The sequence below is a fragment of the Pseudomonas sp. Z3-8 genome (assembly GCF_051131975.1).
In the GTDB taxonomy this organism is placed as follows: Bacteria; Pseudomonadota; Gammaproteobacteria; order Pseudomonadales; family Pseudomonadaceae; genus Aquipseudomonas.
Genome location: NZ_CP071643.1, coordinates 4,048,469 through 4,073,931 on the forward strand (window position 1 = coordinate 4,048,469; position 25,463 = coordinate 4,073,931).

The 25,463-nt window shown below is 60.0% G+C and carries 25 protein-coding genes and 2 pseudogenes; 12 read left to right on the plus strand and 15 right to left on the minus strand.

Annotated elements, in window-relative coordinates:
• The first annotated feature begins 8 nt into the window (after positions 1 to 8).
• The 6 genes from J3P94_RS18390 (at position 9) to J3P94_RS18415 (ending at position 7,304) form a co-directional block, all read left to right on the plus strand.
• A complete protein-coding gene (locus tag J3P94_RS18390; RefSeq protein ID WP_434569125.1) occupies positions 9 to 1,013 on the plus strand; it encodes a polysaccharide deacetylase family protein in 1,005 nt (334 codons plus the stop codon).
• Positions 1,010 to 2,314: a lipopolysaccharide biosynthesis protein gene (locus J3P94_RS18395; protein WP_434569126.1), complete on the plus strand. Its 1,305-nt coding sequence runs from the start codon at positions 1,010 to 1,012 to the stop codon at positions 2,312 to 2,314. The genes J3P94_RS18390 and J3P94_RS18395 overlap by 4 nt, the downstream gene beginning before the upstream one ends.
• Before the next feature lie 401 nt (positions 2,315 to 2,715).
• Positions 2,716 to 4,674 (plus strand): hypothetical protein, encoded by a 1,959-nt coding sequence (locus J3P94_RS18400; protein ID WP_434569127.1) that lies wholly within the window; start codon positions 2,716 to 2,718, stop codon positions 4,672 to 4,674.
• The gene (locus J3P94_RS18405) at positions 4,671 to 5,360 is read left to right on the plus strand and encodes an N-acetyltransferase (protein ID WP_434569128.1); all 690 of its coding nucleotides are present in this window, start codon (positions 4,671 to 4,673) and stop codon (positions 5,358 to 5,360) included. The genes J3P94_RS18400 and J3P94_RS18405 overlap by 4 nt, the downstream gene beginning before the upstream one ends.
• Positions 5,361 to 5,365: 5 nt before the next feature.
• Positions 5,366 to 6,538, plus strand: a complete 1,173-nt coding sequence (locus J3P94_RS18410; RefSeq protein WP_434569129.1) for a GNAT family N-acetyltransferase — start codon at positions 5,366 to 5,368, stop codon at positions 6,536 to 6,538.
• A complete protein-coding gene (locus J3P94_RS18415) occupies positions 6,510 to 7,304 on the plus strand; it encodes a ChbG/HpnK family deacetylase (protein WP_434569130.1) in 795 nt (264 codons plus the stop codon). The genes J3P94_RS18410 and J3P94_RS18415 overlap by 29 nt, the downstream gene beginning before the upstream one ends.
• 126 nt (positions 7,305 to 7,430) lie before the next feature.
• Here J3P94_RS18415 and J3P94_RS18420 read toward each other — a convergent pair whose 3' ends face one another.
• The gene (locus tag J3P94_RS18420) at positions 7,431 to 7,973 is read right to left on the minus strand and encodes a hypothetical protein (RefSeq protein WP_434569131.1); all 543 of its coding nucleotides are present in this window, start codon (positions 7,971 to 7,973) and stop codon (positions 7,431 to 7,433) included.
• Positions 7,974 to 8,069: 96 nt separating this feature from the next.
• Positions 8,070 to 8,297 carry a hypothetical protein gene (locus tag J3P94_RS18425; protein WP_434569132.1) on the minus strand — a complete coding sequence of 76 codons (228 nt, stop codon included), beginning with the start codon at positions 8,295 to 8,297 and terminating at the stop codon, positions 8,070 to 8,072.
• A gap of 171 nt (positions 8,298 to 8,468) precedes the next feature.
• Here J3P94_RS18425 and J3P94_RS18430 point away from each other — a divergent pair, with 171 nt between their 5' ends.
• On the plus strand, positions 8,469 to 9,410 hold the full coding sequence (locus tag J3P94_RS18430) for an alpha/beta hydrolase (RefSeq protein ID WP_434569133.1): 942 nt from the start codon (positions 8,469 to 8,471) through the stop codon (positions 9,408 to 9,410).
• Positions 9,411 to 9,605: 195 nt separating this feature from the next.
• On the opposite strand, the gene J3P94_RS18435 is transcribed toward J3P94_RS18430, so the two are convergent.
• The 6 genes from J3P94_RS18435 to J3P94_RS18460 are packed head-to-tail and all read right to left on the minus strand — an operon-like array spanning position 9,606 to position 15,557.
• On the minus strand, positions 9,606 to 11,348 hold the full coding sequence (locus J3P94_RS18435) for an ABC transporter substrate-binding protein (RefSeq protein WP_305495764.1): 1,743 nt from the start codon (positions 11,346 to 11,348) through the stop codon (positions 9,606 to 9,608).
• 48 nt (positions 11,349 to 11,396) lie between these two features.
• On the minus strand, positions 11,397 to 11,669 hold the full coding sequence (locus J3P94_RS18440) for a DUF2160 domain-containing protein (protein WP_305495766.1): 273 nt from the start codon (positions 11,667 to 11,669) through the stop codon (positions 11,397 to 11,399).
• 10 nt (positions 11,670 to 11,679) lie between these two features.
• Positions 11,680 to 12,480: a carbohydrate ABC transporter permease gene (locus J3P94_RS18445; RefSeq protein WP_305495769.1), complete on the minus strand. Its 801-nt coding sequence runs from the start codon at positions 12,478 to 12,480 to the stop codon at positions 11,680 to 11,682.
• 10 nt (positions 12,481 to 12,490) lie between these two features.
• Positions 12,491 to 13,357, minus strand: a complete 867-nt coding sequence (locus tag J3P94_RS18450) for a carbohydrate ABC transporter permease (RefSeq protein ID WP_305495771.1) — start codon at positions 13,355 to 13,357, stop codon at positions 12,491 to 12,493.
• Positions 13,354 to 14,463, minus strand: coding sequence for an ABC transporter ATP-binding protein (locus J3P94_RS18455; protein WP_434569134.1), 1,110 nt, complete (start codon positions 14,461 to 14,463; stop codon positions 13,354 to 13,356). Before J3P94_RS18455 ends, J3P94_RS18450 begins: the two co-directional genes overlap by 4 nt.
• Positions 14,463 to 15,557, minus strand: a complete 1,095-nt coding sequence (locus J3P94_RS18460) for an ABC transporter ATP-binding protein (protein ID WP_305495775.1) — start codon at positions 15,555 to 15,557, stop codon at positions 14,463 to 14,465. The genes J3P94_RS18455 and J3P94_RS18460 overlap by 1 nt, the downstream gene beginning before the upstream one ends.
• 414 nt (positions 15,558 to 15,971) lie before the next feature.
• Between J3P94_RS18460 and J3P94_RS18465 the strand changes: the two genes are divergently transcribed.
• Positions 15,972 to 17,849, plus strand: coding sequence for a sigma-54-dependent Fis family transcriptional regulator (locus tag J3P94_RS18465; protein WP_434569135.1), 1,878 nt, complete (start codon positions 15,972 to 15,974; stop codon positions 17,847 to 17,849).
• A 360-nt stretch (positions 17,850 to 18,209) separates the two neighbouring features.
• On the opposite strand, the gene J3P94_RS18470 is transcribed toward J3P94_RS18465, so the two are convergent.
• Positions 18,210 to 18,743, minus strand: coding sequence for an anti-virulence regulator CigR family protein (locus tag J3P94_RS18470; protein ID WP_434569136.1), 534 nt, complete (start codon positions 18,741 to 18,743; stop codon positions 18,210 to 18,212).
• A 354-nt stretch (positions 18,744 to 19,097) separates the two neighbouring features.
• Between J3P94_RS18470 and J3P94_RS18475 the strand changes: the two genes are divergently transcribed.
• The 3 genes from J3P94_RS18475 (at position 19,098) to J3P94_RS18485 (ending at position 20,295) form a co-directional block, all read left to right on the plus strand.
• Positions 19,098 to 19,295, plus strand: a complete 198-nt coding sequence (locus tag J3P94_RS18475; protein WP_434569137.1) for a hypothetical protein — start codon at positions 19,098 to 19,100, stop codon at positions 19,293 to 19,295.
• Positions 19,296 to 19,584: 289 nt separating this feature from the next.
• Complete coding sequence (locus tag J3P94_RS18480; protein ID WP_434569138.1) at positions 19,585 to 20,013, plus strand: DUF2628 domain-containing protein; 429 nt, start codon at positions 19,585 to 19,587, stop codon at positions 20,011 to 20,013.
• A gap of 105 nt (positions 20,014 to 20,118) precedes the next feature.
• Positions 20,119 to 20,295, plus strand: coding sequence for a DUF3606 domain-containing protein (locus J3P94_RS18485; protein ID WP_434569139.1), 177 nt, complete (start codon positions 20,119 to 20,121; stop codon positions 20,293 to 20,295).
• Between the two features lie 173 nt (positions 20,296 to 20,468).
• On the opposite strand, the gene J3P94_RS18490 is transcribed toward J3P94_RS18485, so the two are convergent.
• Both J3P94_RS18490 and J3P94_RS18495 read right to left on the minus strand, forming a co-directional pair.
• Positions 20,469 to 21,305: a hypothetical protein gene (locus J3P94_RS18490; RefSeq protein WP_434569140.1), complete on the minus strand. Its 837-nt coding sequence runs from the start codon at positions 21,303 to 21,305 to the stop codon at positions 20,469 to 20,471.
• Between the two features lie 964 nt (positions 21,306 to 22,269).
• Positions 22,270 to 22,548: pseudogene (locus J3P94_RS18495) on the minus strand (winged helix-turn-helix transcriptional regulator); the annotation flags it as partial.
• Between J3P94_RS18495 and J3P94_RS18500 the strand changes: the two are divergent.
• Positions 22,546 to 23,040 (plus strand): annotated as a pseudogene (locus J3P94_RS18500) (aromatic alcohol reductase); the annotation flags it as partial. The pseudogenes J3P94_RS18495 and J3P94_RS18500 sit on opposite strands and share 3 nt — an antisense overlap.
• 40 nt (positions 23,041 to 23,080) lie before the next feature.
• Here J3P94_RS18500 and J3P94_RS18505 read toward each other — a convergent pair.
• The 4 genes from J3P94_RS18505 to J3P94_RS18520 all read right to left on the minus strand — a co-directional run bounded on the left by J3P94_RS18505 (position 23,081) and on the right by J3P94_RS18520 (position 25,427).
• Positions 23,081 to 23,284, minus strand: coding sequence for a hypothetical protein (locus J3P94_RS18505; protein WP_434569141.1), 204 nt, complete (start codon positions 23,282 to 23,284; stop codon positions 23,081 to 23,083).
• Positions 23,285 to 23,345: 61 nt separating this feature from the next.
• Entirely contained in the window at positions 23,346 to 23,576 is a 231-nt protein-coding gene (locus tag J3P94_RS18510; protein ID WP_434569142.1) for a hypothetical protein, read from the minus strand.
• Positions 23,577 to 24,007: 431 nt separating this feature from the next.
• Positions 24,008 to 24,754: a hypothetical protein gene (locus tag J3P94_RS18515; RefSeq protein WP_434569143.1), complete on the minus strand. Its 747-nt coding sequence runs from the start codon at positions 24,752 to 24,754 to the stop codon at positions 24,008 to 24,010.
• 145 nt (positions 24,755 to 24,899) lie between these two features.
• Complete coding sequence (locus J3P94_RS18520; protein WP_434569144.1) at positions 24,900 to 25,427, minus strand: DUF2867 domain-containing protein; 528 nt, start codon at positions 25,425 to 25,427, stop codon at positions 24,900 to 24,902.
• Between the last annotated feature and the right edge of the window lie 36 nt (positions 25,428 to 25,463).

The following is a 25,463-nucleotide window of genomic DNA, read 5'->3' on the forward strand; positions in this document are numbered from 1 at the left end:
TAACGCCGATGTCGATCAAACACGTCTTCAAGCGCACCGGCGGCTGGCTGTACCTGAACACGTCGATGGGGCGCCATCCCTTGCGTGGCGCCGGCGTGATCCTGATGTTGCACCGGGTGTTGAACAACGACCGCGCCGCCGAACTGCCGCATCGCAACGAGTTGTGCGTGGGGCCTGACGCGTTCGAACACCTGTTGATCTGGCTGCAACGGCATTTTGAATGCGTGCCGCTGATGAGCTTGCTGCTGGCCGACCCGGAAAGCGTTCCGAACCGTCCGCGGGTGGCCCTGACGTTCGATGATGGCTGGCGCGACAACGCCATGAATGCCTTTCCCTTGCTGCGCCAGTACCAGGTGCCGGCGAGCATTTTCCTGTCCACCGATTTTGTTGGCAGCCGCCAGCATTTCTGGTGGGAAAGCATCGGCGAAACCCTCTGGGGCAGCCATGGGCAACTGGCGCGGCATTCGCTCATCGAGCATTTGCAGCAGGTCGGCCGGCCATTGCCGGTGCTGCTCGATGACATCGACGACGAGCGCCGCAGCCTGGCGCTGTTGCATTTCCTGCAAAGCCTGAAAACCCTCGATGCGCGGACCCTGAGCGATCTCACCGAGGCCTGTCCGCAGGGCTCGCAACCCCAGGCATTGGACTGGACCCAGGTGCGCATGCTCGAAGATTCCGGCCTGATCCGCTTCGGCCCCCACGGTGCCAGCCATGCGATCCTGACCGGGCTGGACGACCAGCGTTTGCACGAGGAACTGACCCGCAGCTGGATAGCTTTGGAAAACGGCTGCGCGCAACCCCTGCCGGTGTATTGCTACCCCAACGGTGATCATGATGCACGGGTACGCGAGCAGGTAGCGGCCCACGGTTTTCCGTTTGCCCTGGGCACCGAGGCCGGGCTGTATCGCCACGATGGCGACCCCTTAAACCTGCCACGCTTTGGCGTCAGCCAGCGCAATGCCTGCCACCCCGAGTTGCTGGCCTGGCGCATCCGTCGAGGAGCCCGCTCATGAGCCGAGCCCATTACCTCAAGCATCTGGCACTGAGCATGGGCACGCGCCTGGCGATGATCGCTCTGCGCCTGCTGCGTAACGTGTTGTTGGCAAGGATCCTCGGGCCCAGCGAGCGCGGACTGTTTGCACTACTCAGTACCCTGCCCGACCTGATCAGCGCCGCCACCAGCGGTGGCCTGAATTCCGCCGTCGGTTACCAGGCGGCGCAGCAGCGCTCGATGGGCTTGTTGCTCAGCCAGGTGCTGGTGTTCGGTTGTCTCCTCGCCGGGTTGCTGACCTTGTTGGTGGTGGCGCTGGTGCGGGAATTCGGCGGTGAGCTGGACATCACCACGCAATTGGGATTGCTGGCCTGGCTGCTCTTGCTGGCCGTACCGCTGACCGTGCTCAAGAGCGGCCTGCTGACGCTGCACAATGCCTCGGGCGGCGTGGGCGCGTTCAACGCGTTGCGGCTGATGGAATCGCTGGCACCGCTGTTGTTGTTCGTGGCGCTGTTCTGGATGTGGCAAGACAAAGCGCTGGAGGCGGCGCTGATCAGTTGGCTGGCGGGCTTGAGCCTGGTGGTGCTGGCCGGCTGGATGTGGTTGCGCCGCGATCATGCGGTCGAGCTGCAGTGGGACCGTGCCGGCCAGAACGAGCTGTTGCGATACGGTGCCCGCAGCCATCCGGACCTGCTGTTCCAGCAAGTGGTGCTGCGTTCGGATTTTCTGTTCATCGGCGCCCTGCTGGGCAGCACGGCGCTGGGGCATTACGCCATGGCCAGCGCCGCGGCCGAACTGCTGCTGATCGTGCCGGAAGCGGTCACCACGCCGCTGATGAAACGCCTGCTGCAGCAAGACCGCGACATGCAGCGCCTGACCCCGCTGGCCTTGCGCCTGACCGCCACAGTGATGCTCGGTGCCTGCCTGGGCATGGCGCTGATTGGCGAATGGTTGATCGTCACGCTGTTCGGCGCCGCCTATCAACCGGCCTACCCGGCCCTGCTGGCGCTGCTGCCGGGGCTGTTCGGGCTCTGCTACGCAAGCATCCTGCGCCTGGATCTGCTGGGTAAGGACCGACCCGGCACGGTGTCGCTGCTGATGGGCGTCGGCGCGCTGCTGAACCTGGCGCTCAACCTGGTCCTGATACCGCGCTACGGCATCGTCGGCGCGGCCGCCGCGTCGTCGATCGCCTATCTGGGCGTGACGCTGGCACTGCTGGGCGTGTACTGCCGCCTCAGCGGCGTGGCGCTGTGGCAGACACTGATCATCCTGCCCAGCGATTTGCTGCCGATGCGCCAGATGCTGCTGGGGAAATCCGCGTGAACACCGCCGCCCGCCAGACCGCCATCGCGAGCAAGCTCGCTCCCACAGGGTCCAGGGTTGGCAAGGGTATTTATATCCACCACAGATCACCTGTGGGAGCGAGCCTGCTCGCGAAAGCGCTGGGTCAGCTGGCGGTGATGTTGCAGGTGACGGCCTCTTCGCGAGCAGGCTCGCTCCCACAGGGGGGCGGGGTTGGGCTCGGTATTTTTGTTCACCACACTTCCACTGTGGGAGCGAGCCTGCTCGCGAAAGCGGTCGGTCAGCTGGCTGGGATGTTGCAGGTGACGGCCTCTTCGCGAGCAGGCTCGCTCCCACAAGGGGGCGGGGTTGGGCAGGGTATTTGTGGTCACCGTAGATCACCTGTAGGAGCGAGCCTGCTCGCGATGGGGCCAGTGGGGTGCATGGGAAAAATCGGCGCCGGTCTATGCCTTCTGGCCCTCGCAGCCTCGGCCCATGGCGCGTCCATGCAATGGACCGGCATTCGCGACGGCAGCCTGTACCTGCAGACCGACCAGCCAAGCACTGTGACCGTGCGCTGGGTGCCCGCCTGGCAGGCCGATGCCAATACCGAACACCTTTACCTGCTCGACGGCCAGGGGCGGCTGGCCGGTGAGCGCCTGGTCGAGGCGGCACAGACCCGTGGCGAGCAGCAGTGGCCGCTGCGGCCTGGTGCCGCCAGTTATCGTCTGGAAATTCCCGGCTACAGTTTCCGCCGCTATACGGTAGAGCACGATGCGCGCACCCGTGCCCTGTTCGCCCCGGCGAAAGTGCATTTCAGCGCCGAAGCCCACGATGGCGACGAGTTGTACTTCAAGGTGGCGGCCGGCGAACGCGCAGTGCTGGCGGGTAAATTCCATGGCGGTGTGCACGCGCTGCAAGCCCGGCGCGTCGGCGACGGCAAACAGCTCCAGCTGAATCTCAAACCGTATCGCGCCTATTGGCAGTTCGACCAGATCGCCCTGCCGGTGGCGGATGTCGAGCAAACCTGGCGCTTGCACTTGCAAGGCAACGGCAAGGTAGCGTTCTGGCTCGACGGTAGCGCCAACCTGTTCGCCCAGGACCCGGCGCAGTTGCAGCCGGTGCGCCAGGATCCGGGCCAAACCCACCTGACCCTCCATGACGATGTGCTCGGCCCCACCCCCAGCCTGGGCATGTCCCTGCCCTATGTATTGCCGCCACCGTCCGCCTACGCGGTGATCGATACCCTCAAGCCCCGAGCGGCCACCTACTACAGTTTCGTCGATGTCACGGCGGCCAAGGCCGACCACGAAGATGCGTTCCGGCGCCTGTACCAGGATCGCTTCGGCATCACCCGGGACATTACCCTCTTGGCCGGCAGCCAACGCAAGGCCGATCTGCGCGCCGACCGGACCAGCAACAGCGGCTTGCAAGCCTGGCTCGACACGACCCGCGCCTTGGGCGGCAAGGGCCTCCATTACCTGAGTTTCGCCGACGAGCCGAACCTCAACTATCCGGACTTCGCCAGCTTCCAGCAGATGTTCGAAAGCCTGGCCGCCCAGGTCCGCGCCAACGACGCCAACGCCCGCGCCGGAGTGCGCATCGCCATGCCGGCCAGCTCCCGGTTCACCAATGGCCCGCTGGCCGAAAACGCGGCGGATCGGCGCGGCATCGATTGGGCACGGCGCCTGCTGGAAACCTCCGGCGACCGGATCGACGCCCTGGCCTGGCATGAATGGATGGTCCGCGACTTACTGGCGACCCGGGTCTATCGCAACAGCGTCCGCCAGGCCGCCGACCTGGTTGGCCTGGACAGCCAGGGCCGGCCGCGCAAGGCCTTGCTGCTGGATCAGACCAACATCTCCAGCGGCTCGAGCCTCAGCCCCTACGATCAGGAAACCCACTATGCCGCGCTGTGGTGGGCGTCGGTGGCGATCAACGCCTCCGCCGACGGCTGGCTGGACATGCTCAACTGGTTTCAGTCCGCCGACGAGCCGCAATACCCCAAAGGCATGGTGCGAGTGCTGGAGAACCAGCGCTTCGAACTCAAGCCGGTGGGCCTGGCCCAGCAATTTATCCAGCAGCACTGGCTCGACCAGGTGCTGCGCCTGGACAACGACGCGTTTGAAGTCGACGCGCTGGCCATGTCTACCGGGCAGCAGCGCAGCCTGCTGGGCGTGAACAAAAGCACCCGCGCCCATCAAGTCAGCCTGCAGGGCGCGGCCTGCCCGCAGCCCGGCGCCAGCCTGGTGTATTTCGGCCCGGACAACATCAGCCGCCATGCCCCGTTCAACTGCAAGGCCGGCCAGGTCGGATTTCTCTTGCCAGGAGAAACCGTATTCGCCCTGCGCTGGACTGCCACCCTTCCCCCCCAACCCGCTATCCGTCAGGAGGCTCCATGAACGCTCTGCAAAAATTGCGTGATCGCATTCAGAAAAAAGGCCTGCGTTCCGTTTTCAAACTGCTGGTACGTCGCTTCGTGTTTTTCCATTCGCAACTGGTATGGCTGGAACACGATGTGAGAATCCCGCTGCGGCCGCATACCCTCAGGCCCTACCCACCGGTACGTCGCGAGTTCATCACCGTCGAAAACGCCGACGCTTTCGCCAGGCATTTCGGCGACCGCGTCGAAACCATGCGCGAGCTGGCCGCCGAAGGCTATACCGGCCTGATGTACCTGGACGACAAGGGCGACACCATAGGTTTCGCCTGGGCCAGTACCCGAGACTATTTTGATCGCCACTTCTATGGCTGCTGGTTCCCGATCAAGCCGGGTGAATACTTCCAGTTCGGTGGCGAGATGATTCGCGCGTACTGGGGCTCCCAATTGTCGGCGGATGTACAAACCGATATATGGAAAGTCATGGCGGACAAGGGCTGCGAAAAAATGGTCGATGTCTGCGACCTGGAGAACACCCCAGCGATCAAGATGCACATCCGCATGGACTTCCAGGAGCGCGGCCAGATCACCCATGTGTATTGCCTGTTTGGTCGCTTCCGGTTCTTCCGCGACACGTTCTACAGCGGCTCGGTACTCGACGCTTTCCGTAAACCGGCCCGGCCGGTTGCATCGGCTGCGGCGGCCTGACGTCCATGGCGATCCGGTTCCAGTGGTGTCGCTCCATGAGCGCGGCGGAGTTTCCTGCAACGGCTTATGAAGAGCTGCGGACCCAGGTGGTCGACGCTACGCCGTTCAATACGCTGGCCTGGTTGCAAGCGGCGGAATTCGCCCTCGCGCCCGACCAGCAACTCCATGTGCTGCTGGGCTGGCAGGACGAGACACTGTGTCTGTGCCTGCCTCTGGTCGCGGGGCGCGAGCGCATCGGCGGGCTGCGCTTTCGGGTGTTGCATCACTTGGGGTTTCCACTGGCTGACCGTATCGCCCTGCTGGTGCGCCTGGACGCCGAAGCCATGGGCCAGGCGCTGATGCAGATCCGCCAGCGGGTGCCCCACGCGTTGCTGCAATTGAATGAAGTGATCGAGCCGGTCGGCGAACAAAGCGTGCTCAGTGCCTGGATGGCGCAGAGTTCCACCGGCGAACGGCGGCTCAGTTGCCGGGTCCCGGTGCACCTGATCAGCGACAGTGACCGTCAGGAAATCACCGGCGATCCGCGTTACAAGTTGCGCCGCGCGCGCAAGCGGATCGCCGCTTGCGGTGCCGAAATACGTCGGGTGACACCGGATGCCATCGGCATGGGGCAACTGCTGCGGGCTCTCGCTGAAGTCGAGGCGGCCAGTTGGAAAGGCGAGGAAGGTGTCGGCATCTTCGCCGACCCCGGGCGCCGGCAATGGATGAACCTCGCCTTCACCGCCCTCGCCGCCCAAGGCCTGGTGCGGGTGGTGATGCTGGAGCTGAACGGCGAGTGCATCAGCTATCGCCTCGGCCTGCTCGACCAGGGACGGCTGTATGACTACAACCTGGCGTTCCTGCCGCGGCACGCCGACCTGGGCAGCGGCCGGGTCTTGCTCGAAGAGTGGATCCGTTGGGGGCTGGACGAGAACTGGCGGTGGATCGATGCATCGCGCGTCAGTCTGGAGAATTCCAGCCATCAACTGCACGAACGCATGACCGGCCAACTTGAGCACTGGCGCTGGAGTTTCTATTCCTGGCGGCCCGATGGCCTGCTCCTGGGGTTCGCCCTGCGGCTATGGAAAAGCCTGAAGCCCTGGCTCGGCAAGCGCCGCGCCAAACCGCCCGCGACAACGTCGCCCACTGCCAAAAAGCCGGAGGACACGCATGCCTCGCCAAGTGATCGTCAACGCTGATGACTTCGGGCTCAGCCTCGATGAAAACGACTTGATTCTACGAGCCTTCGAGGCAGGCGTGATCAGCTCCGCTACGGCCATGGCCAACATGCCGGGATTTGATCAGGCGTGTGAACTGGCCCGACACCCACTGCTTGAAGGGCGCATCGGCCTGCATTTCAATCTCAGTTACGGACCGCCGCTGAGTCAGGCAATCAGGACACGGCAGACGTTCTGCAATGCAACCGGCGAATTCGACCTCAACCTGTCGCGCTACAGCCTGCGGCTGGGGACCGATGATCTGGCGGCCGTGGAACAAGAACTCCAGGCGCAGTGGCAATACTGCCTGGACCGTGGCCTGCGTCCGAGCCATCTGGACTCTCATCAGCATGTGCACAATATCTGGCCCGTCGGCGAACTGGTGGCTCGCTTCGCCGCCCGGCAGGGCGTGCCCATGCGCCTGGCACGTAACCTGGGACCGAACCTGAGCGTGGCCAAACGCATCTTCAAAACCCTGCTCAACCGCCGCCTGCGCAGGCTCTGCGGCGCAACGGCGGATTATGTCTGCACGCCAGCGGACCTTCATCACGCGGCGCCACCGAAGCATGGTTCGCTGGAAGTGATCGTTCATCCGCTGCAACTGGACGGGGATTTTGGCGACGCCAGCCTGGCCCTCGACAACTCGCTGACCCAAGTGCTGCACAGGCGCCTGGCGGGGGTGCCGAAGGTGGGGTATGGCGAGAGTGGGCGGGAGTTTGAGCGAGTTGAGTTGGGGGATCTGTACTGATCCGTGGCGAGGGAGCTTGCTCCCGCTGGGCTGCGCAGCGGCCCCGACGAGGCAAATGCTGGAACCGGGGGGGGCCGCTACGCGCCCCAGCGGGAGCAAGCTCCCTCGCCACGGAGGCTGCCATGTTCAATTGCCCAGGCACGCTCGGGCCAGGGAGGCCCGCCGATCGATGGCTTCGCACAGCCGACGCTTCTGCGTCTCCCAGACGTCGGCCTCGACCCGGGCCGAACGCATCAGCGCCAGCATCGCTTCCTTGGCGTGGACGTACTCTGCCCAGGCATCCCGGATCCTGAGGTTGCGGCGCTCTTCATCGCTCATGTCCATACGCCTCAGGGCCAGGGTGCACTCGTCGCGGATCAATGGCCCAAGGGTCATCTGAATCTTGTGGGGCGCCTTGAAACATCCGCTACCGGCGACGATATCCCTGGCCCGGGCCAAGCCCCATTCGAGCGCTTGGCACAACGGTTCGCGCAACGCGCGATCATGGAATTCCTCGACCCAGACGGATCCGTTCGGCCGATAAACACAGATAAATAGTTGCGTCACGCTCTGCTGGTTGATCCGCGCCTGGACCTCGACCTGCGTGCCGTCATCCAGGACCTCTTCGTGGTTGCGCCCCGCCAGTTGGCGGTTCACCCACAGCCAATACGCTGCGCTTCTACGTCGCATCCCGTTGCCCTCCCCCTAAGGAACAGGGAGTAAGGCACACGGATGGGACAAATTCCAGCGATGCAAAGCGGGCTTCTGACGAATGACAGTCGCCACTCAGCGGCCGTGTTTTTTCTCCACCTGCCCGACTTTGTCACGCAGTTTCTCAGCGTCCTGCTCATGGCTCTTGATCGACTTGGGCGTGATCGTCTTGTCGACTTTGTCAGTGGCTGGATCCGGGTGGCGCACATCGCGCTCCACGACGTCCACCGGGTCGCCGGCAGCATCCTTCGCTGGCGCATTGTTGCCGACTTGACTGGCTGTTTTCGAATGTTCGCTCGTCATGACATCGTCCTCGACAGGGTTGAGTATTGAATTTCGAGTGGGGCGAAACGGCGAGAGTTCGATCGGGTTGCATGAAGCCCCCCGCCACAGGCAAACCGTCCGAAATCCCTGCGCGCTCTCCGAGGAATCTGCTAAAACGCAGCTTCTGTCCCCGAGTAGCGAATCGCGTCGATGCCTTCATCCTTACTTTCTCGCCTCAGGCAACGCTGGCTGGCCTGGTTGTTCATGGCCGCGATGGTGGTCGGCCTGCCGGTGGGCTGCGCGGTGTTGCAGCACAAGGAACGCGAGCTGGTGTTTCGCATCGAGCCGGGGACGGCGAGCTGGTTCAGTGGCCTTCCCAGCGGTGTGCAAGAGTTCGACCTCAAGCCCAAGAGCTTCAAGGCCGGGGAAAATATCCACGGCTGGTGGTGGCCGGCCGAACGCAAGAACGCGCCCGCCATCCTGTACCTGCACGGCGTGCGCTGGAACCTGACCGGCCAGCTGTTTCGCATCCAGCAATTGCGGGCGCTGGGCTATTCGGTCATGGCGATCGATTACCGTGGCTTTGGCAAAAGCCAAGGGGGACTGCCCTCTGAAGCCAGCGTGTACGAGGATGCAAGAATCGCCTGGGAACGTCTTGCGGTGCTGCAACCAGACCCGGCCCTGCGCCTGATCTACGGCCATTCCCTGGGCGGTGCCGTCGCGGTGGATCTTGCGGCGGAGCTGGGTCAGGAGGCGGCAAAAAATGGCACCGCCGTGCCCGCCCGAGGCCTGGTCATCGAATCGACCTTCACGTCCCTGGGCGATGTCGCCACCGCCATGGCCAACACTTCCCTGCCGGTACGCTGGCTGCTGTCGCAGAAGTTCGATTCCATCGACAAAATCGGCGAGATCAACATGCCGCTGCTGATCGTCCACGGCGCCGCCGACCGCTACGTACCACCACGCTTCAGCGAGCAGCTGTTTAATGCCGCCCGGGAACCGAAGCGTTTGTTGTTGGTGCCGGGCGCCACGCATAACAACAGCATGAGCCTGGCGGGCCGCACGTATCGGCAGGCGTTGGATGCGTTGATGCATGCCCGCCCATCCCCGGTGGCCGGAAACGCCCAGGCAAGCCCGGCCAAGGCGGGCTAAATCATCATCCCTCTCTGGAAGCGACCCCTGTGGGAGCGAGCTTGCTCGCGATAGCGGTGGCTCAGTTCGCATCCAAATTGAATGGGCCACCGTCATCGCGAGCAAGCTCGCTCCCACAGGGGATGGTGTCCAGTTCGAATTCTCCGCAAAAAAAACGGCACCCTTCGGTGCCGTTTCTTCATTGCGGGGGCAGATTTACTTACGCGCCGCCTCCCACGATTTCAGCAGTTCGGCATAATTCACCGTCTCGCCTTTAGGCTTCTCGTTCGCCAGTTTCGGCTTCGGTGCGCCCGGTTGATCGAACCAGTATTGCGCGTCGCGCTCAGGGTTCATCTTAGGTGCGCAGGTGGCCTGGGCCTTGGAGCGTTCCAGACGCGTCATGATCGCGTCCTGATCCTTGGCCAGCCCGTCGAGAGCCTGTTGCGGGGTTTTCTCGCCACTGGCCGCTTCGGCGATGTGGCTCCACCACAGTTGCGCCAGGCGTGGATAGTCCGGCACGTTGGTCCCGGTTGGCGACCATTGCACACGGGCCGGGCTGCGATAGAACTCCACCAGGCCACCGAGTTTCGGCGCCAGGTCGGTCATCGCCTGGGAGTTGATGTCCGATTCGCGAATCGGCGTCAGGCCAACGATGGTCTTCTTCAGCGACACGGTCTTGGACGTCACGAACTGCGCGTAGAGCCAGGCCGCGAGGCGCTGTTTCTCAGGCGTCGACTTCATGAAGGTCCAGGAGCCCACGTCCTGATAGCCCAGCTTCATGCCCTCTTCCCAATACGGACCGCGTGGCGACGGCGCCATGCGCCATTTCGGCGTGCCGTCGGCGTTCATCACGGGCAGGCCCGGCTTGGTCATGTCGGCGGTGAAAGCGGTGTACCAGAAAATCTGCTGGGCGATGTTGCCTTGGGACGGCACCGGACCGGACTCGGAGAAGGTCATGCCCGCCGCTTCCGGTGGCGCGTATTTCTTCATCCAGTCGACGTACTTGGTGGTGGCGAACACGGCGGCCGGGCCGTTGGTGTCGCCGCCACGGGTGACGCTGGAGCCGACCGGATGGCAGTCTTCGACGCGAATACCCCACTCGTCCACTGGCAAGCCGTTAGGCAGGCCCTTGTCACCGCCGCCGGCCATGGAGAACCAGGCATCGGTGAAGCGCCAGCCCAGGGACGGGTCTTTCTTGCCGTAGTCCATGTGGCCATAGACGCGCTTGCCATCGATCTCCTTGACGTCTTCGGAGAAGAACTTGGCGATGTCTTCATAGGCCGACCAGTTCACCGGTACACCCAGCTCGTAGCCGTATTTTTCCTTGAACTTGGCCTTCAGGTCCGCACGCTCGAACCAGTCGGCGCGGAACCAGTAGAGGTTGGCGAACTGCTGGTCGGGCAGTTGATAGACCTTGCCGTCCGGCGCGGTGGTGAAGGAGATGCCGATGAAGTCCTTGAGGTCGAGGGTCGGCGAGGTGAAATTCTTGCCTTCGTTGGCCATCAGGTCGGTGATCGACTCGGTCTTGCCGTAGCGAAAGTGCGTGCCGATCAGGTCCGAGTCATTGACCCAGCCGTCGTAGATGTTCTTGTCGGACTGCATCTGGGTCTGCAGCTTCTCCACCACGTCGCCTTCCTGGAGCAGGTCGTGGGTCAGCTGGATCCCGGTGATTTCGTTAAAAGCCTTGGCCAGTACCTTGGATTCATATTCGTGGGTAGCGATGGTCTCCGAGACCACGTTGATTTTCATCCCGCGAAATGGCTCGGCGGCCTTGATGAACCACTTCAGTTCTTCGAGCTGCTGCTCGGCTGTCAGGGTCGACGGCTTGAATTCGCTGCCGATCCATTTTTTCGCGGCGTCTTCATAGGCGTCGGCCCAGGCCGTAGCGCTCAGCCCGCTGAGTGCCAGCATGGCTGCCAATGAAACGCTATGTCGCAGCTTATTGTTTTTATCGAACATAGAGACCTCCTGTTTGGGTTTAAGAGCTTGATCGTCAAGTTGTCGCGATTAGCCCCACCGCATCACTGCCAACAGCCACACCAGAGACAACGCGAACGCTATCCAGATGCTCCAGTCGGTAACGCCGATCACCAGCAGGTGCAGGTAGGCGCTACCGAGAAGACCGATAAACAACCGATCGCCACGGGTCGTGGCAATCGGCAGGAAACCACGCCGAGGGATACTCGGCGAACGCAATTCCCATGTCGTCATGCCCGCCAGCAGCAAGGCGATGACCCCAAAAAACGTCGCCGTCGGGGCGGTCCAGTTCATCCATTCCATCATCGACTCCTCAGACCCGGCCCAGGGCAAAGCCCTTGGCCACGTGGTTGCGAACGAACCAGATCACCAGCATGCCCGGCAGGATGGTCAAGACCCCTGCCGCCGCCAGCACGCCCCAGTCAATACCGGACGCCGACACCGTGCGGGTCATGACCGCCGCGATCGGCTTGGCATTCACCGAGGTCAGTGTCCGGGCCAGCAACAGCTCGACCCAGGAGAACATGAAGCAGAAAAACGCCGTGACGCCGATGCCGGAACCGATCAACGGGATAAAGATCTTGGCGAAGAACTTGGGGAAACTGTAGCCGTCAATGTAGGCGGTCTCGTCAATTTCTTTCGGCACGCCGGACATGAAGCCTTCGAGGATCCACACCGCCAACGGCACGTTGAACAGACAGTGGGCCAAAGCCACGGCGATGTGCGTGTCGAACAGGCCGATGGACGAGTACAGCTGGAAGAACGGCAACAGGAACACAGCCGGTGGCGCCATGCGGTTGGTCAGCAACCAGAAGAACAGATGCTTGTCGCCAAGAAAGCGGTAGCGCGAGAACGCATAGGCCGCCGGCAGCGCGACCGCCAGGGAAATCACCGTGTTCAAGCTCACGTAGTACAGCGAGTTGAGGTAACCGGTGTACCAGCTCGGATCGGTGAAGATCACTTTGTAGTTCTGGAAGGTGAAATCCTGCGGCCACAGCGTCAGGCCGCCGAGGATTTCGGTGTTGCTCTTGAACGACATGTTCAGCAGCCAGTAGATGGGCACCAGCAGGAACAGGATGTAGATCAAAAGCGGAATCAGCTTTCTTTTGCTCATTGTGCGGGCCTCAACGGTTGGCGTCGGAGTGCGTCATGGCGGTATAGAACAGCCAGGACACCAACAGAATGATCAGGAAGTACACCAGGGAAAACGCCGCCGCGGGGCCCAGGTCGAATTGACCGATAGCCATCTGCGTCAGGGTCTGGCTGAGGAACGTGGTGGCGTTCCCCGGCCCGCCGCCGGTGAGGACGAACGGCTCGGTGTAGATCATGAAGCTGTCCATGAAGCGCAGCATCACCGCGATCAGCAGCACGCTCTTCATCTTCGGCAACTGGATGTGCCGGAACACCGCCCAGTTCGACGCCCGGTCGATTCGCGCCGCTTGATAATAGACGTCCGGAATCGCCCGCAGCCCCGAATAGCACAGCAGCGCCACCAGCGAAGTCCAGTGCCAGACGTCCATCACCAGCACCGTGACCCACGCGTCCATGGTGTTGGCCGCGTAGTTGTAGTTAATGCCCATGGCGTTGAGCGTCGAGCCCAGCAGGCCAATGTCGGCGCGCCCGAAAATCTGCCAGATGGTACCCACCACGTTCCACGGAATCAGCAACGGAATCGCCAGGATGATCAGCACCAGGGACGACCACTTGCCCTTGGTCGGCATGGTCAGGGCGATGGCGATGCCCAGCGGAATTTCAATCAGCAGGACACACGCCGAGTAGATGAACTGGCGCAACAGCGAATCGTGCAGCCGTGGGTCGAGCAGCACCTGCCTGTACCAGTCGGCGCCGACGAAGTAGCGGCTGGACTGGTCGAAGATGTCCTGCACCGAATAGTTGACCACGGTCATCATCGGGATCACGGCACTGAAGGCCACCAGCAGGAACACCGGCAACACCAGCCACCAGGCCTTGTTGTTCTGCACCTTGTTCATGGCTGCACCTCGCCTGCGGATTCAAGCAGATATTCATCGGCATAGACCATCAGCCATTGACCCGGAAAACTGATGTACGCGGTGCCTTCCGGCACAGGCTTGTCTTCGGCGAGGCGGACCTTCAGCGGTGCGCCATCAAGGTTGAGGGTCAGGATCTTGTAGGTGCCGAGGTCTTCGACGTGCACCACGTCAGCCCGCATCGCGTCGTCGTAAGGGCCGTCCCAGACATGCACGAATTCCGGGCGGATGCCGACCTTCAGGCTCTTGCCTTGCGCGTCGGCGACACGCCGCTGCAGGGTTTCGGACAGCGGCAAGTGGGTCGAGGCGAAACCGACGCCACCGGGCTGCGCCTGGACCTCGATCAGGTTCATGCCGGGGCTGCCGATGAAGTAGCCGACGAAGGTGTGGCTCGGACGCTCGAACAGTTCACGTGGTGTGCCGAACTGCACGATCTGGCCGCCGTACATCACCGCGATCTTGTCGGCGAAGGTGGAGGCCTCCAACTGGTCGTGGGTGACGTAGACCATGGTGATGTTGAACTGCTCGTGGATCTGCTTGAGCTTGCGCCGCAGTTTCCATTTCAGGTGCGGATCGATCACCGTCAGCGGCTCGTCGAACAGGATCGCCGAGACATCGTCGCGCACCAGCCCACGGCCCATGGAGACTTTCTGTTTTTCATCGGCGGTGAGGTTGCGGGCCTTTTTGTCCAGAAGGCTCTGCAGGTCGAGAACCTCGGCGATTTCCTGCACCTTGGTGTGGATCCGCGCCTCGGCCATGCCCTGGTTGCGCAGCGGGAACGCCAGGTTGTCGAACACCGTCATGGTGTCGTAGACCACCGGAAACTGGAACACCTGGGCGATGTTGCGCCGCTCCGGGGACAGTTCGTTGACGACTTTGCTGTCGAACATCACCTGCCCTTCGGAAGGGCTGAGCAAACCGGAAATGATGTTGAGCAAGGTCGACTTGCCGCAACCCGAAGGCCCGAGCAGCGCATAGGCGCCGCCCTGCTCCCAGATGTGGTTCATCTCGCGGATCGCGTAGTCCTCGGGGCCCGCCGGGGTGCTGGTGTAGCTGTGGGCGAGGTTCTGCAAACGAATTTCGGCCATCAGGCAACCCTCGCGATACGTTGCCCTGGGGCTTGGACCAGCTTGCCCTGGGCATCGAAGACAAACAGTTTGTGGGTCGGGATGTAGATGCGGATCGGCGCGTCGACGTCGTATTCGTGCACGCCGGGCAAATGCAGGACCAGCAGGAAGTGTTCGTTGCGCACGTGGAGGAAGGTCTCGGAACCGCTGATCTCGGCCACCTCGACGGTCACCGCCAGTTCCAGGTCGTCATCGTTGCTCGGCACCAGGGAGATATGGCTGGGACGCACGCCGAAACGGAACTCGCCCTCGCCCACCGGACGCAGGTCGACGTTCAGCGGAAAGTGCACGAAGTTGGCGAAGCTGACTTCATTGCCGGCAATGCGTCCCGGCATGAGATTGATCGGTGGTTCGGAAAACAGCTCGGCGGCCAGCACGGTTTGCGGTTGGTGATAAACGGAAGACGACTTGCCGCTCTGGATCACCCGGCCCTCATGCAGGATCGTCGTGGTGCCACCCAGGGCCAACGCTTCGTTCGGCTCGGTGGTGGCGTAGACGGCAATGGTGTGACGAGCCTGGAACAGCTCGCGCATTTCCTGGCGCAGTTCTTCACGCAGCTTGTAGTCGAGGTTCACCAGCGGCTCGTCGAACAGGATCAGTTCGGCGTCCTTGACCAGCGCACGGGCCATGGCGGTCCGTTGCTGCTGACCACCGGACAGCTCCAGCGGATGACGCTTGAGGAATTTTTCGATCCGCAGCATCTTCGCGGTTTCCAGGACCTTGCCCTGGATGATTTCCTCGGAAATACCGGCCTGGCGCAGCGGCGAGGCGATATTTTCGAATACGGTCATGGTCGGGTAGTTGATGAACTGCTGGTACACCATCGACACATTGCGCAGCCGCACCGGCCGCTTGGTGACATCCACGCCGTTCATCAGGATGCGGCCGCTGTCGGGCTTGTCCAGACCGGCCATCAGGCGCATCAGGCTGGTCTTGCCGGACAGCGTGCGGCCCAGCAGAACGTTGAAGGATCCGGGTTCGAAACTCAGATTGGCATCGTCGATCCAGGTCTGGCCTTCGACGGTGCGACAGATGTGCTCAAGCTGTAATGACATGGCTCGGCCTTTTTATTATTTGGAGTCAAGCGACCTGAGTGCAAAAGCGAAAGCCGTGCCAGAAATCACAAGCTGTTGATTATGCTTGGCTTTCTTTTTTTGACGGTAAAACTGGCGTTCATTGCTGAACAGAAGTGAACAATCAGGGATGAACAATTGAACAGTGAGCCGGTTGACAATGAACAATTTTGAACAACACTGAATGAACGCTATCTGCCGGCCTGACGATAGTCCTTGCTCGCGATGGCGGTGGATCAGTTGCATTGATGTGACTGACCGCCATCGCGAGCAAGCTCGCTCCCACAGAATCTTCCACAGGATCCGTGTATGGATTGATATTCAGGCCTGCCCCAGCACAAGGACTCTGTGCGAGACTTGCCACAACAATAAAAACAGCACCTGCGAGAGTGCCCCATGGCCGCACCTGCTCCTGCCTTGTCCCACGAGGCCATCATTCAGGCTTCCTGGTCCCGTTGCCGCGCCTTTGGCCTCAATCACCAGAGCGTACCGGCGTTCGACCCATTGCCGGCCGAGGGCATCGCCCAGTTACTGGAAAGCCAGCATTCGCTGGTGCAGACCACCCACCAGGAAGTCCTGCCGTACTACGAGAACATCCTGAGCAATTCCAATTGCCTGATCATGCTGGCCGACAACCAGGGCCAGGTGCTGACCTCCTGGGGCACCCAGCGCTTCATCGAACCGAAGCTGGCCCATGGTTTCAGCGCCGGAGCGACCTGGATGGAGCGCTGCACCGGCACCAACGCCATCGGCACCGCGCTGGCCTGTGAACAGGCGGTGCACATCGAACACGATGAACATTTCCTCAAGGCCAACCGCTTCATGACCGGCTCCGCCGCGCCGATCTTCGATGCCGAGCGCAAGGTCATCGCGGTGCTGGACGTCTCCAGCGACAGCTACCTGCCGCCGTCCCACACCCTGGGCATGGTCAAGATGATGAGCCAGACGGTGGAGAACCGGCTGATTCTTAATCTGTTTCGCGGTGAACACTTTCAACTCACGTTCAACACCGGACTGAACAACCTCGACAGCCAATGGGCCGGGCTGTTGATTTTCGATGAGAGCGGCCAGGTGCTCTCGGCCAACCGCCGCGCCGACAACCTGTTGGGCCTCAGCCTGTCACGGGTGAGCATCGAAAGCCTGTTCAAGGTCTCGCTGATGGAATTGCTCAACCAGCCCGACGGCCTGCCATTCGCCTTGCAGGCGTCCGGGCGCAATCGGTTCCAGTGCCTGCTCAAGCGGCCGAAGCAGGTGTCGGTCAAGCCGCGCATCTTTGCCGAAACGACGCCCTCGCCAGCACCCGCCCCTGCAAATACCACCATCAGCCTCAACACCCTGCACTTCGGTGACAGCAGGGTGGAAAAAGCTGTGCGCCAGGCCGAGCGCCTGTTGGAGAAAGACATTCCGCTGCTGATCCACGGCGAGACCGGCGTCGGCAAGGAAGTCTTCGTCAAGGCTTTGCACCAGGCCAGTTCGCGTTGCAAGCAGGCGTTTATCGCAGTCAACTGCGCGGCGATTCCCGCCGAGTTGGTCGAGTCGGAATTGTTCGGTTATGAAAAAGGTGCCTTCACCGGCGCCAACCAGAAGGGCAGCATCGGCCTGATCCGCAAGGCCGATCGCGGCACGTTGTTCCTTGATGAGATCGGCGACATGCCGCTACCGACCCAGGCCCGCTTGCTGCGGGTCTTGCAGGAACGCTGCGTGCAACCGGTGGGCAGCGCCGAGCTGTTCCCGGTGGACATCCGCATCATCTCCGCCACCAACCGCTCGCTGCGCGAACAGGTGCAACTGGGGCGATTTCGTGAAGACCTCTACTACCGCATCGGCGGTCTGACCCTCGAATTGCCGCCCCTGCGCGAACGCAGCGACAAGCAGGCGCTGTTCAACCGCCTCTGGGAACACCACCGCGAGCCGACCCAATGGGCCGGCCTGAGCCGCGAAGTCCTGGAGCTGTTCGAACGCCACCCCTGGCCGGGCAACCTGCGGCAAGTCAGCAGCGTGCTGCAAGTGGCCCTGGCAATGGCCGAAGAACAACCGATCCGCCCGGAACATCTGCCCGATGATTTTTTTGTCGACCTGGAAATGGAGCCGGTGGAAACACCGGAACCGCTGGCAGTAGACCTGAACGACGCCGAAGACCTGAACCGCCAGTTGCAGGCCGTCGGCGGCAACATTTCCCACCTGGCACGACGCCTCGGCGTCAGCCGCAATACCTTGTACAAACGCCTGCGGCAGTTGGAAAACGTCGGATCAGTCGGCATCAACGGTGACTGACACACCGCTTTCGCGAGCAGGCTCGCTCCCACAGGGGGCCTGGGGTGAATGTGAAACCTGAGAACAACGCAGAAAAAATGTGGGAGCGAGCCTGCTCGCGAAGGCGTCGGATCAGCCAACATCAACGGTGACTGACACTCCGCTTTCGCGAGCAGGCTCGCTCCCACCGGGGATCTGTAGTGGATGAGAAATCTGAGAACAACTCGGAAAATGTGGGAGCGAGCCTGCTCGCGAAGGCGTCGGGACAGCCAACATCAACGGTGACTGACACACCGCTTTCGCGAGCAGGCTCGCTCCCACAGAAGTTTCGCTTATCTGCCTGGTACTCCGAAGCGGTTGCCATTCCACTCAAGCAACAGGTCAGTCGAAGGCACCGTTGAGCACTTCGTAAATGATGCCGCTGGCGATCGCCACCAGAATCAGGTCGGTACCAACCTGCTGCCATTCGTAACCGTCATAGCGCGGCAGGTGTCCCAGCAAACGTCCGTCGAGCTTCTTGGCGATGCCGGGTGGCAGCGGCTTGCCCCGGGCGAGGTTCTTCTGGATACCCGGCGGCAATGCCGGGCCTGGGCTCCAGTAATCGCGATAACCGCCAATCACACCCAGAACACCGCCACGGTCGATGCTCGGCCCATTATGCCAATCGCTGCCGCCACCGCCCTGGTTGCCTTTGCCTCCCTGGTTGCCTTTATTGCCAGCATTGCCCTGGTTACCCTTATTGCCAGCATTACCCTGGCCGCCCTTGTTGCCCTGCCCGCCCTTGCCTCCTTGTCCCTGACCTTGATCGAATTGAGCGTTTCCCTTGCCATTGCCCGGGTCCGCGACAGCAAGGCCAGGGCCCGCCGCCAAGGCAAAACAGGTTACTGCAGCAATCAACGAGCGCGATTTGAACATGGCAGTACTCTCAGAAAGGGAATAGTCCCTGTAAAGATATAGAGACTAACGGTGATATTAGTTCCATATCACGCTGCGTGTCGGTTACCTGCACCCGGTGCCGCCCTGAACCAAGCAATCAGGCGGCAATTGACCCGGTTTTGTCGTATCAGTGACTTATTCCTGAGGCATGGTTGGAGCGCTGCCGCCCCGACATGCGCCGAAACTTGCCACTGGTCGCCTGTGACAAGTCGTGCACATGACACGGGCACGTCTGGCTCAAGGTTTGCAGCGGACCTTGTACGCAGCGCAGGACGACGTCTTTCTGGCGCGGCAGCAAATTCTAAACGCTTGGTCAGCCACCGGAGATGTACCGTGTCAACTCTCAATGAAATCGCAGCGAACCACGCGAGAATGGCAAAATTAAAGGAAGAAGAGTCGATGCGGTTGAGCGCGCTTCAAAGCCAGGTAGTTGGCAGTCTTGAGTTGCCAGTGACGCACACGGAACAGCAGATGCCGCTGCACTTTCTGACAATCCTCCCAGACCACGCTTTTGCAGATGCCATGCTCTGAGTGAGTCCTAATGTTGGATGAAACCCGTCGCCCGTTTGATTGAGCGGGCGATTCGGGATGACCTGCCTTTGCAGTTTCCAGTGCCGTCGTGAACTTCCCGTCTTCCCTCGCAAGACCAGCGTGATGCCCATCACAGATCAGAAAGCCATTTAAGCAACTGTTGCGGTATTTTTGCGCGCGAACGCTTATAAAGCGGGCAGCAAAAGCGCATTAGCCAAAAGACCAGGAAAAACAGCGCAGGATTCTCGGAAGAACGATCTCTTTGATGGAACACCAGGAGCAGCGAAAAATGAGCACGACTGAACAAATACAAAGCAGCGGAAAATACAGCGCCAAATGGCAGGAACGTTTCGACTTCTTTGATACCTATGGCGCGCCAAACGACCCGCGCTACAAGGAAGCCGTCAAGAGCCTGCCGGACTTCAAAAAGAAAATCCTGATCAACGCCAACGTGATCGCGTTTTTCTTTGGTCCTATCTACCTGTTTGTCTTGGGCCTGTGGAAGAAGAACCTGGCGCTGCTCGGAATCTTCCTGGCGATCAACATCGTATTGAGCGTGATTTTCTCCATCATCGGCATGGAGTTTCCGCGGCCGTTGAGCATGGGTCTGAACATCGCCATGTCGATGATGTATGCGCTCATGACCAACTATGCGTACTACCTGAAGGAAATCAAGGGCGAGCAAGGCTGGAATCCGCTCAAAGGCATGCGTCTCTAATTACCGGCTCAGCCGCAGCGCCCTATAAAAATGGCGCAAACAGCCCCGCCTGATGGTCCATTGAGTGTCGCCTGGCGTTACCAGGCCTTTCATAGGAACTCGACAATGGCTGACGACTTGAGCAATCGCGGGCCCCAGGACCGGAACCGCATCAACACTTCCGAAGACTGGGAATTGAGATACTGGGCGAAAGAATTCGGCGTGACCGAAGAGCAGCTCAAGGCAGCGGTCAAGGCTGTTGGGCCGGTGGCCGATGATGTTCGCAGGCAATTGAAGAAGTAACGAATAAGCCCTGCATTGCTGCGGGGCTTATTCATTCAGGTGGACCTCCATCCGACGGCTTAGACGCTGACCGGATCAATCCTGCCCAGTCTGAGCGTCTTAGAAAGCAATTCGTCCTGGCGGCTACCTGGGCCAATGATTGCGCTTCGTCTCCGGGAGCCTTAGACGTGAGCTTATTTGTCGGCCTTGCGGAAAAGTGTGGTCTCGAAGCGATGGGTTCCTCTGATGAAGTATATTTGCTTTAGCGTACCGTCCTCATTGATAGCAATCACATGCGGTATCCTGGATTTATGATACGGGTGATCATAAAGGTCTGGCTTATTGCTGTAGGCGAACGCGGTGAAGTGGAGGCCGTCAGCTTCCCAACTGACGCCGTTGAACAGGTAGACCCAATTTTCGCTGTCTGAGTTATAGAGATAAGCTTCGCCGCCTTTGTCCCTGCGGATCTCAAATTGAATATCTCCTCGCTCGCTTGCCCACCGACCGATGTATCGGTTCAGGTCGGCGTGCGAGGGCAAAGTAGGCGCTGGAGCAAAATCAGCCTCTTGGTACGGCGACTTTTTGGCTTCTGCTTCCCGGTCAATGACATACGAATCGCACAATGGCGCGATCTTTTGCACCTTTCGATAGCTAAAGATCAGAGGATTGCCGGACAACACCATACCCAGGCGCATGGTATTCGGCGTCAACGAAATAACCTCAAGGTCGAAGGTATCGTTTGGCGACTCGATATGGATCGACTTACCGTCATCGGCCAAGGTGTACTTGGATACCTCGACCTCCCCTCTGGCGTTGGGCTCATTGCAGTTAAACGAATGCAATGCCACTGTTCCATCCGGCAAGTAATTTGCCACGTTGGCAATACCGTTGCGTAGAGGGCTCATCGCCCAAGTTCCTAAAAGAGCCGTATGATCGGCCTTTGCCGATGCACCCACCGCAGAATCTGCTACTTGCACTGCATGAGCGCCCAAAGATAGGGCTGCGAAAAACAAGGGGTAAAGCTTTTTCACTGAAAATCTTCCATGGTGGCGCCAAAATCGAAACACACGCTCATTTGCGCGAACTGTTTGCCTGCACAGCGAGGCCATTCGATGTCAGGTTTCCACTATGTCGGTAGAGCCAGCGACATCTTTAGTTCGCAGCAAGACCTGGAAAAACGCTCAGGCTCTACGATCAGCTCGTTAGAAAAAATGAATTACCCGTCAAGGCGTTCGGTCAACAATTATGAACGCAGTAATCTGACGAGGTAACAGCGATGACTATCGAAGCAGAGACACTCGTACAACTGACCGAAGCACTTCAGAAGCGTGGGATGGTGCTGGTATCCGATGTGGCGTTTATCCGAGCGCCTTACAGGGAGGATCATCATTGGATTTGCATGGTGGAATAATCGGTAAGTTGTGCTGGCGGCGCTGAGAACGTTTGCGCCGCCAGTCTCCGCCTAACGGTATATAAATCCGCACTTAGGCAGTGCGCAATTCCCGAGGCCGATCATGAGGACCCCGGCGGAATACCATCTTTGTTGAAGTCCTTCAAACGCTCACGCTCCTGCTCGGTGGAGTGGGCGGGCGTGTCGTCCTTGGGTTGTTCGTTTTTCTTCTCGTCGGTCATGGGTTTGCCCTCTCGTTGATAACAGGTTGGGCACACCAGGGCGCTGGCAGTTCAATCAATACGTGGTTCTACGGTCAGTCGTCCCGCACGTTCCCCAGCCTCAACTCTCGCAGGCCGCTGTTCCCCATGAATCGAATCACGACACCCTCCCCCCTCGTCAAGGCAAGCACATGGTCGATCAACTCACCTTGACTGTCGGCCTGCAGGATCGGTTTGTAGCCATGGGATTTATAAAGTGTCCAACGGTCGTTTTCGAACTCTATCCTGTACACATCCACTGCCAGGCGCTCCGATTGTGTTGTCGGTAGATACGCCAAGGTGCGTCAGTGTTCCGGTTGGCTGTCGAGTGGAACCGACGTACGCTCAGACTTCGCCAAATCGAACGCGGGCCACGCGAAAATCTTCTGCGTGTTCCAACAGCCACATCCATAACGGCACCATCTGCGCCAGGAAACTTCGGCCCAGCGGAGTCAGTTCATAATCAACACGTGGCGGCACCTCGCCGTGATCGTGGCGTGCGATAAGTCCGTCTCTTTCAAGTTGCCGCAAGCTACGGGTCAACATGCGTTGCGTGACACCCGGAAGCCGACGAGCGATTTCAGCGTGCCGCAGTTTGCCCTCCACTCCCAGCGCATGAACGATGTACGTGATCTGTTGCGCGGCCAGTCGCGGGTTCAATGGCTCATTATCTCCACCGGCATGTTCACCAGCTTTCTGTTTGAGCCGGCCTTTGGCGTAGTAGACCTTGATCAGAACACGGTGCGTGCGCTGGGTAGTTGGGACACGGCAGTGACCGTCACTACTTCAGAAAATATTGGCTGGCTGACCGCCTCTATCCTGTTCGAACCGGGACTTGCAAACCAAGTGGTCTTCACCGCAGGCGACACCCTCACTTACGGGCAGTTGGCGGATACCATCGAGCACGTACTCAACCGCCAGGTAAAACGCGAGGAATGGACGCTGCCAGTGCTCAAGGCCGACCTGGCGACAGCCCCTGCTGACCCGATCCGCAAGTACCGCGCAGTGTTCGCCGAAGGTAAAGGCGTCGCATGGCCAAAAGCGGACAGTTACAACGCACGAAAGAAAATCGAAACGACCAGTGTCGCGCAGTGGATCGAACAGCATTTGCGGTAGTGGGCGGAGCGCCTGGGAAAGCCCGGGGCCAAGCCGGGCGTCAGTGAAGCACTCTGCGACTCTCCCCGATCCTGATGCGATCAAGCGCACGGTTTAACGCGTCCAGCGCCTTTAACAGCGCCTCGGCTTCCGCTTCCCGGCCATCGCCCCATAGGCGCTCAGCCATTTTGTTGAGCGCCAGAATTGATCGCTCGATTTCGGCAGCACTCGCTGTCGTTTTGTCATCCGGCTGTTTCTTTGGCATTGCCTTGGCGCTTTTTAAAGTTGATCGGGGTCTTGCGATGAATCGCCAGGCAGCGCCACGCTCAAGTCCAGATGACCGTCTCGGTATTGATCTCGGCGACAGACGTAGCGTTGAACTGCCGCTGGCGGTGCAGATCATCGCGCATTTTCGGGTAATTGAATTTCCTGCCCCCCAGCTCTTTCAGAACAAGGCCTGAAATTTTGTAGGTGCCGCAGTCAGCGCAGTTGACGAGTTCACCACCTTGATCCTCTTCGGACTGTTGTGCTTCCAGCCCGCATAGATAACATTTCATACCTGATCTCCTGTTAGCCAATGCTTAGAAGATCGTCTGGTAAAGGGTGAAGTTTCAATGGCTTGATCGCCTGCAACCATGACTGCAGGATCCCGAACAACCCAATCTGCTTGCGGGGGCGCCTATGGACAGGTAACAGCCTCGTTAGACTGCCGCTTGGTCCACAAGGTACGACCGTTGATTGCGCTCTTGAACCATGCCTCGGTAACCGCATAGCATTTGCCCTCCCAAGTCTCGACAAACGTCCTTGGATAACCCTCAGGCTCATTTCCACCCAGACGCATCCAGTTTGGATCTGGCGAGGTGACTGTCCTATAAGGCATGCAGGCTGCCAGTACTACCAGCAAGAATGCCAAGACTAGCGTTTTCATATGAATCCCAGTGAATTGGAAGGCGTGTGTTGCACACCGCGCTCTTGAGATTGACCGCGGCTAGAAACGCGGGGTATAGACGGATGGGATGTTTTCCCAACGTGAGCTACGACGAGAAGCTTCTGCGAGTGACGCAGTACAACCCACGTTGATCGGCGAAAAGCGGAAAGCCAGGGACAGACCGTAATAGGAGTTCACCTGTAACCGGACCGTCGCGTAATTGTTGTATGGCCGCGTTTTCCTGGTCCTTGCATCTGTTGCCCATAAAATCATTGGCGCGAGTGATGATGAGGAGACAGCGACAGACCTCGATTTGAACTCATGATCGCTTTCTAACTCACTGCGACGCCATCCTGGTGATGCTCGCTCCCTGCGGGCTCGGCTCGTGAAGAAGGCACGGAAACGCCTGAAAGGGTTTGAATCGGACATGGCCATCTCTATCCGTTCCTGCGCCATCTCGTTCTTCGCCTGAACGATTTGCCTTGCCAGGTTTATCGCGGTGTTTTTGAATTCCCGGTGAAGCGCCTGCTCCTCGGTCTCGTTTCCAAGTGGCTTAACCTTCATCTCGGAAAATGTGAACTGCGTTCTGTCGCTGAGCACGTAAAACGTGCCACGAATTTTTTGTATAGTGCCCTGAAAGGTAAAGTCCATCGAACAGAACGCATGTTCGTCCATGTTTATGTAGTAGAGCGGCTCACCCTGCAGGTTTCGAACGGTTCCGTCCTGGTGAATCCTGCCCAAAGGCGCCCCATCGTTGCCGTTGCCTTTGAAGACCAGGTAGCGGCCGTTCATGTAGTTGTACGGCATTAACGGTTCCAGTTTGCCCATTCTCTGCACACACCCATGCTCCTTTCCCGCAACGCTATCAGGTCAGGACCACCGATGCTCATTATCTTCTGACGGCTGCTTGCCTGGCTGCAGAAGTGTCCGCTGGAAAATACAGCTCCAGGTCTCAGGCGCAGGTAGCCAGAGGCCAACCGACGCGTGCTGCACGGAGCAGGCTGGCCCTGACAACCAAACGGTGAAACGGGGCAATAACGAAGATATAGGCTCGTCCAAGACGGTTGTGGCACTGGACCACGGTTGAAAACACCAGTTGGCGACTGCCTTCTCGCTCCGCCTCTTCAGAACACAGGATCGATATCCGAAAGTCGAGGTGCTTGTCATCCTCTCCCAACACGATTTCAGTCTGGTTTGTACTGTAGACCTTGAAGACGCCAACCCGATTGGCAAGCGATGCCAGATGTCTGGCTGTCTTCAGGCCAAAACAGGCAACGATAGTGTCGCGGATTGTCAGGAGCCATCCGATCCAGGAGGGCTGGTGTGAAAGAATGAATCGAGCTAGCAAATCCGGATCGCTGGATGTGCCCGCAGGGAGCCGAATCGCAAAAGCGTCCGCCAGGTTCATCGGGTTGTAAAGATGGGTAATGCCTGACGTTGAGGGGACTGGCACGGACTTAATGAGCTTAAATTCTCGCATTGGGGATCCTTCCTTAGTTTCCAGCCACGAATTGGA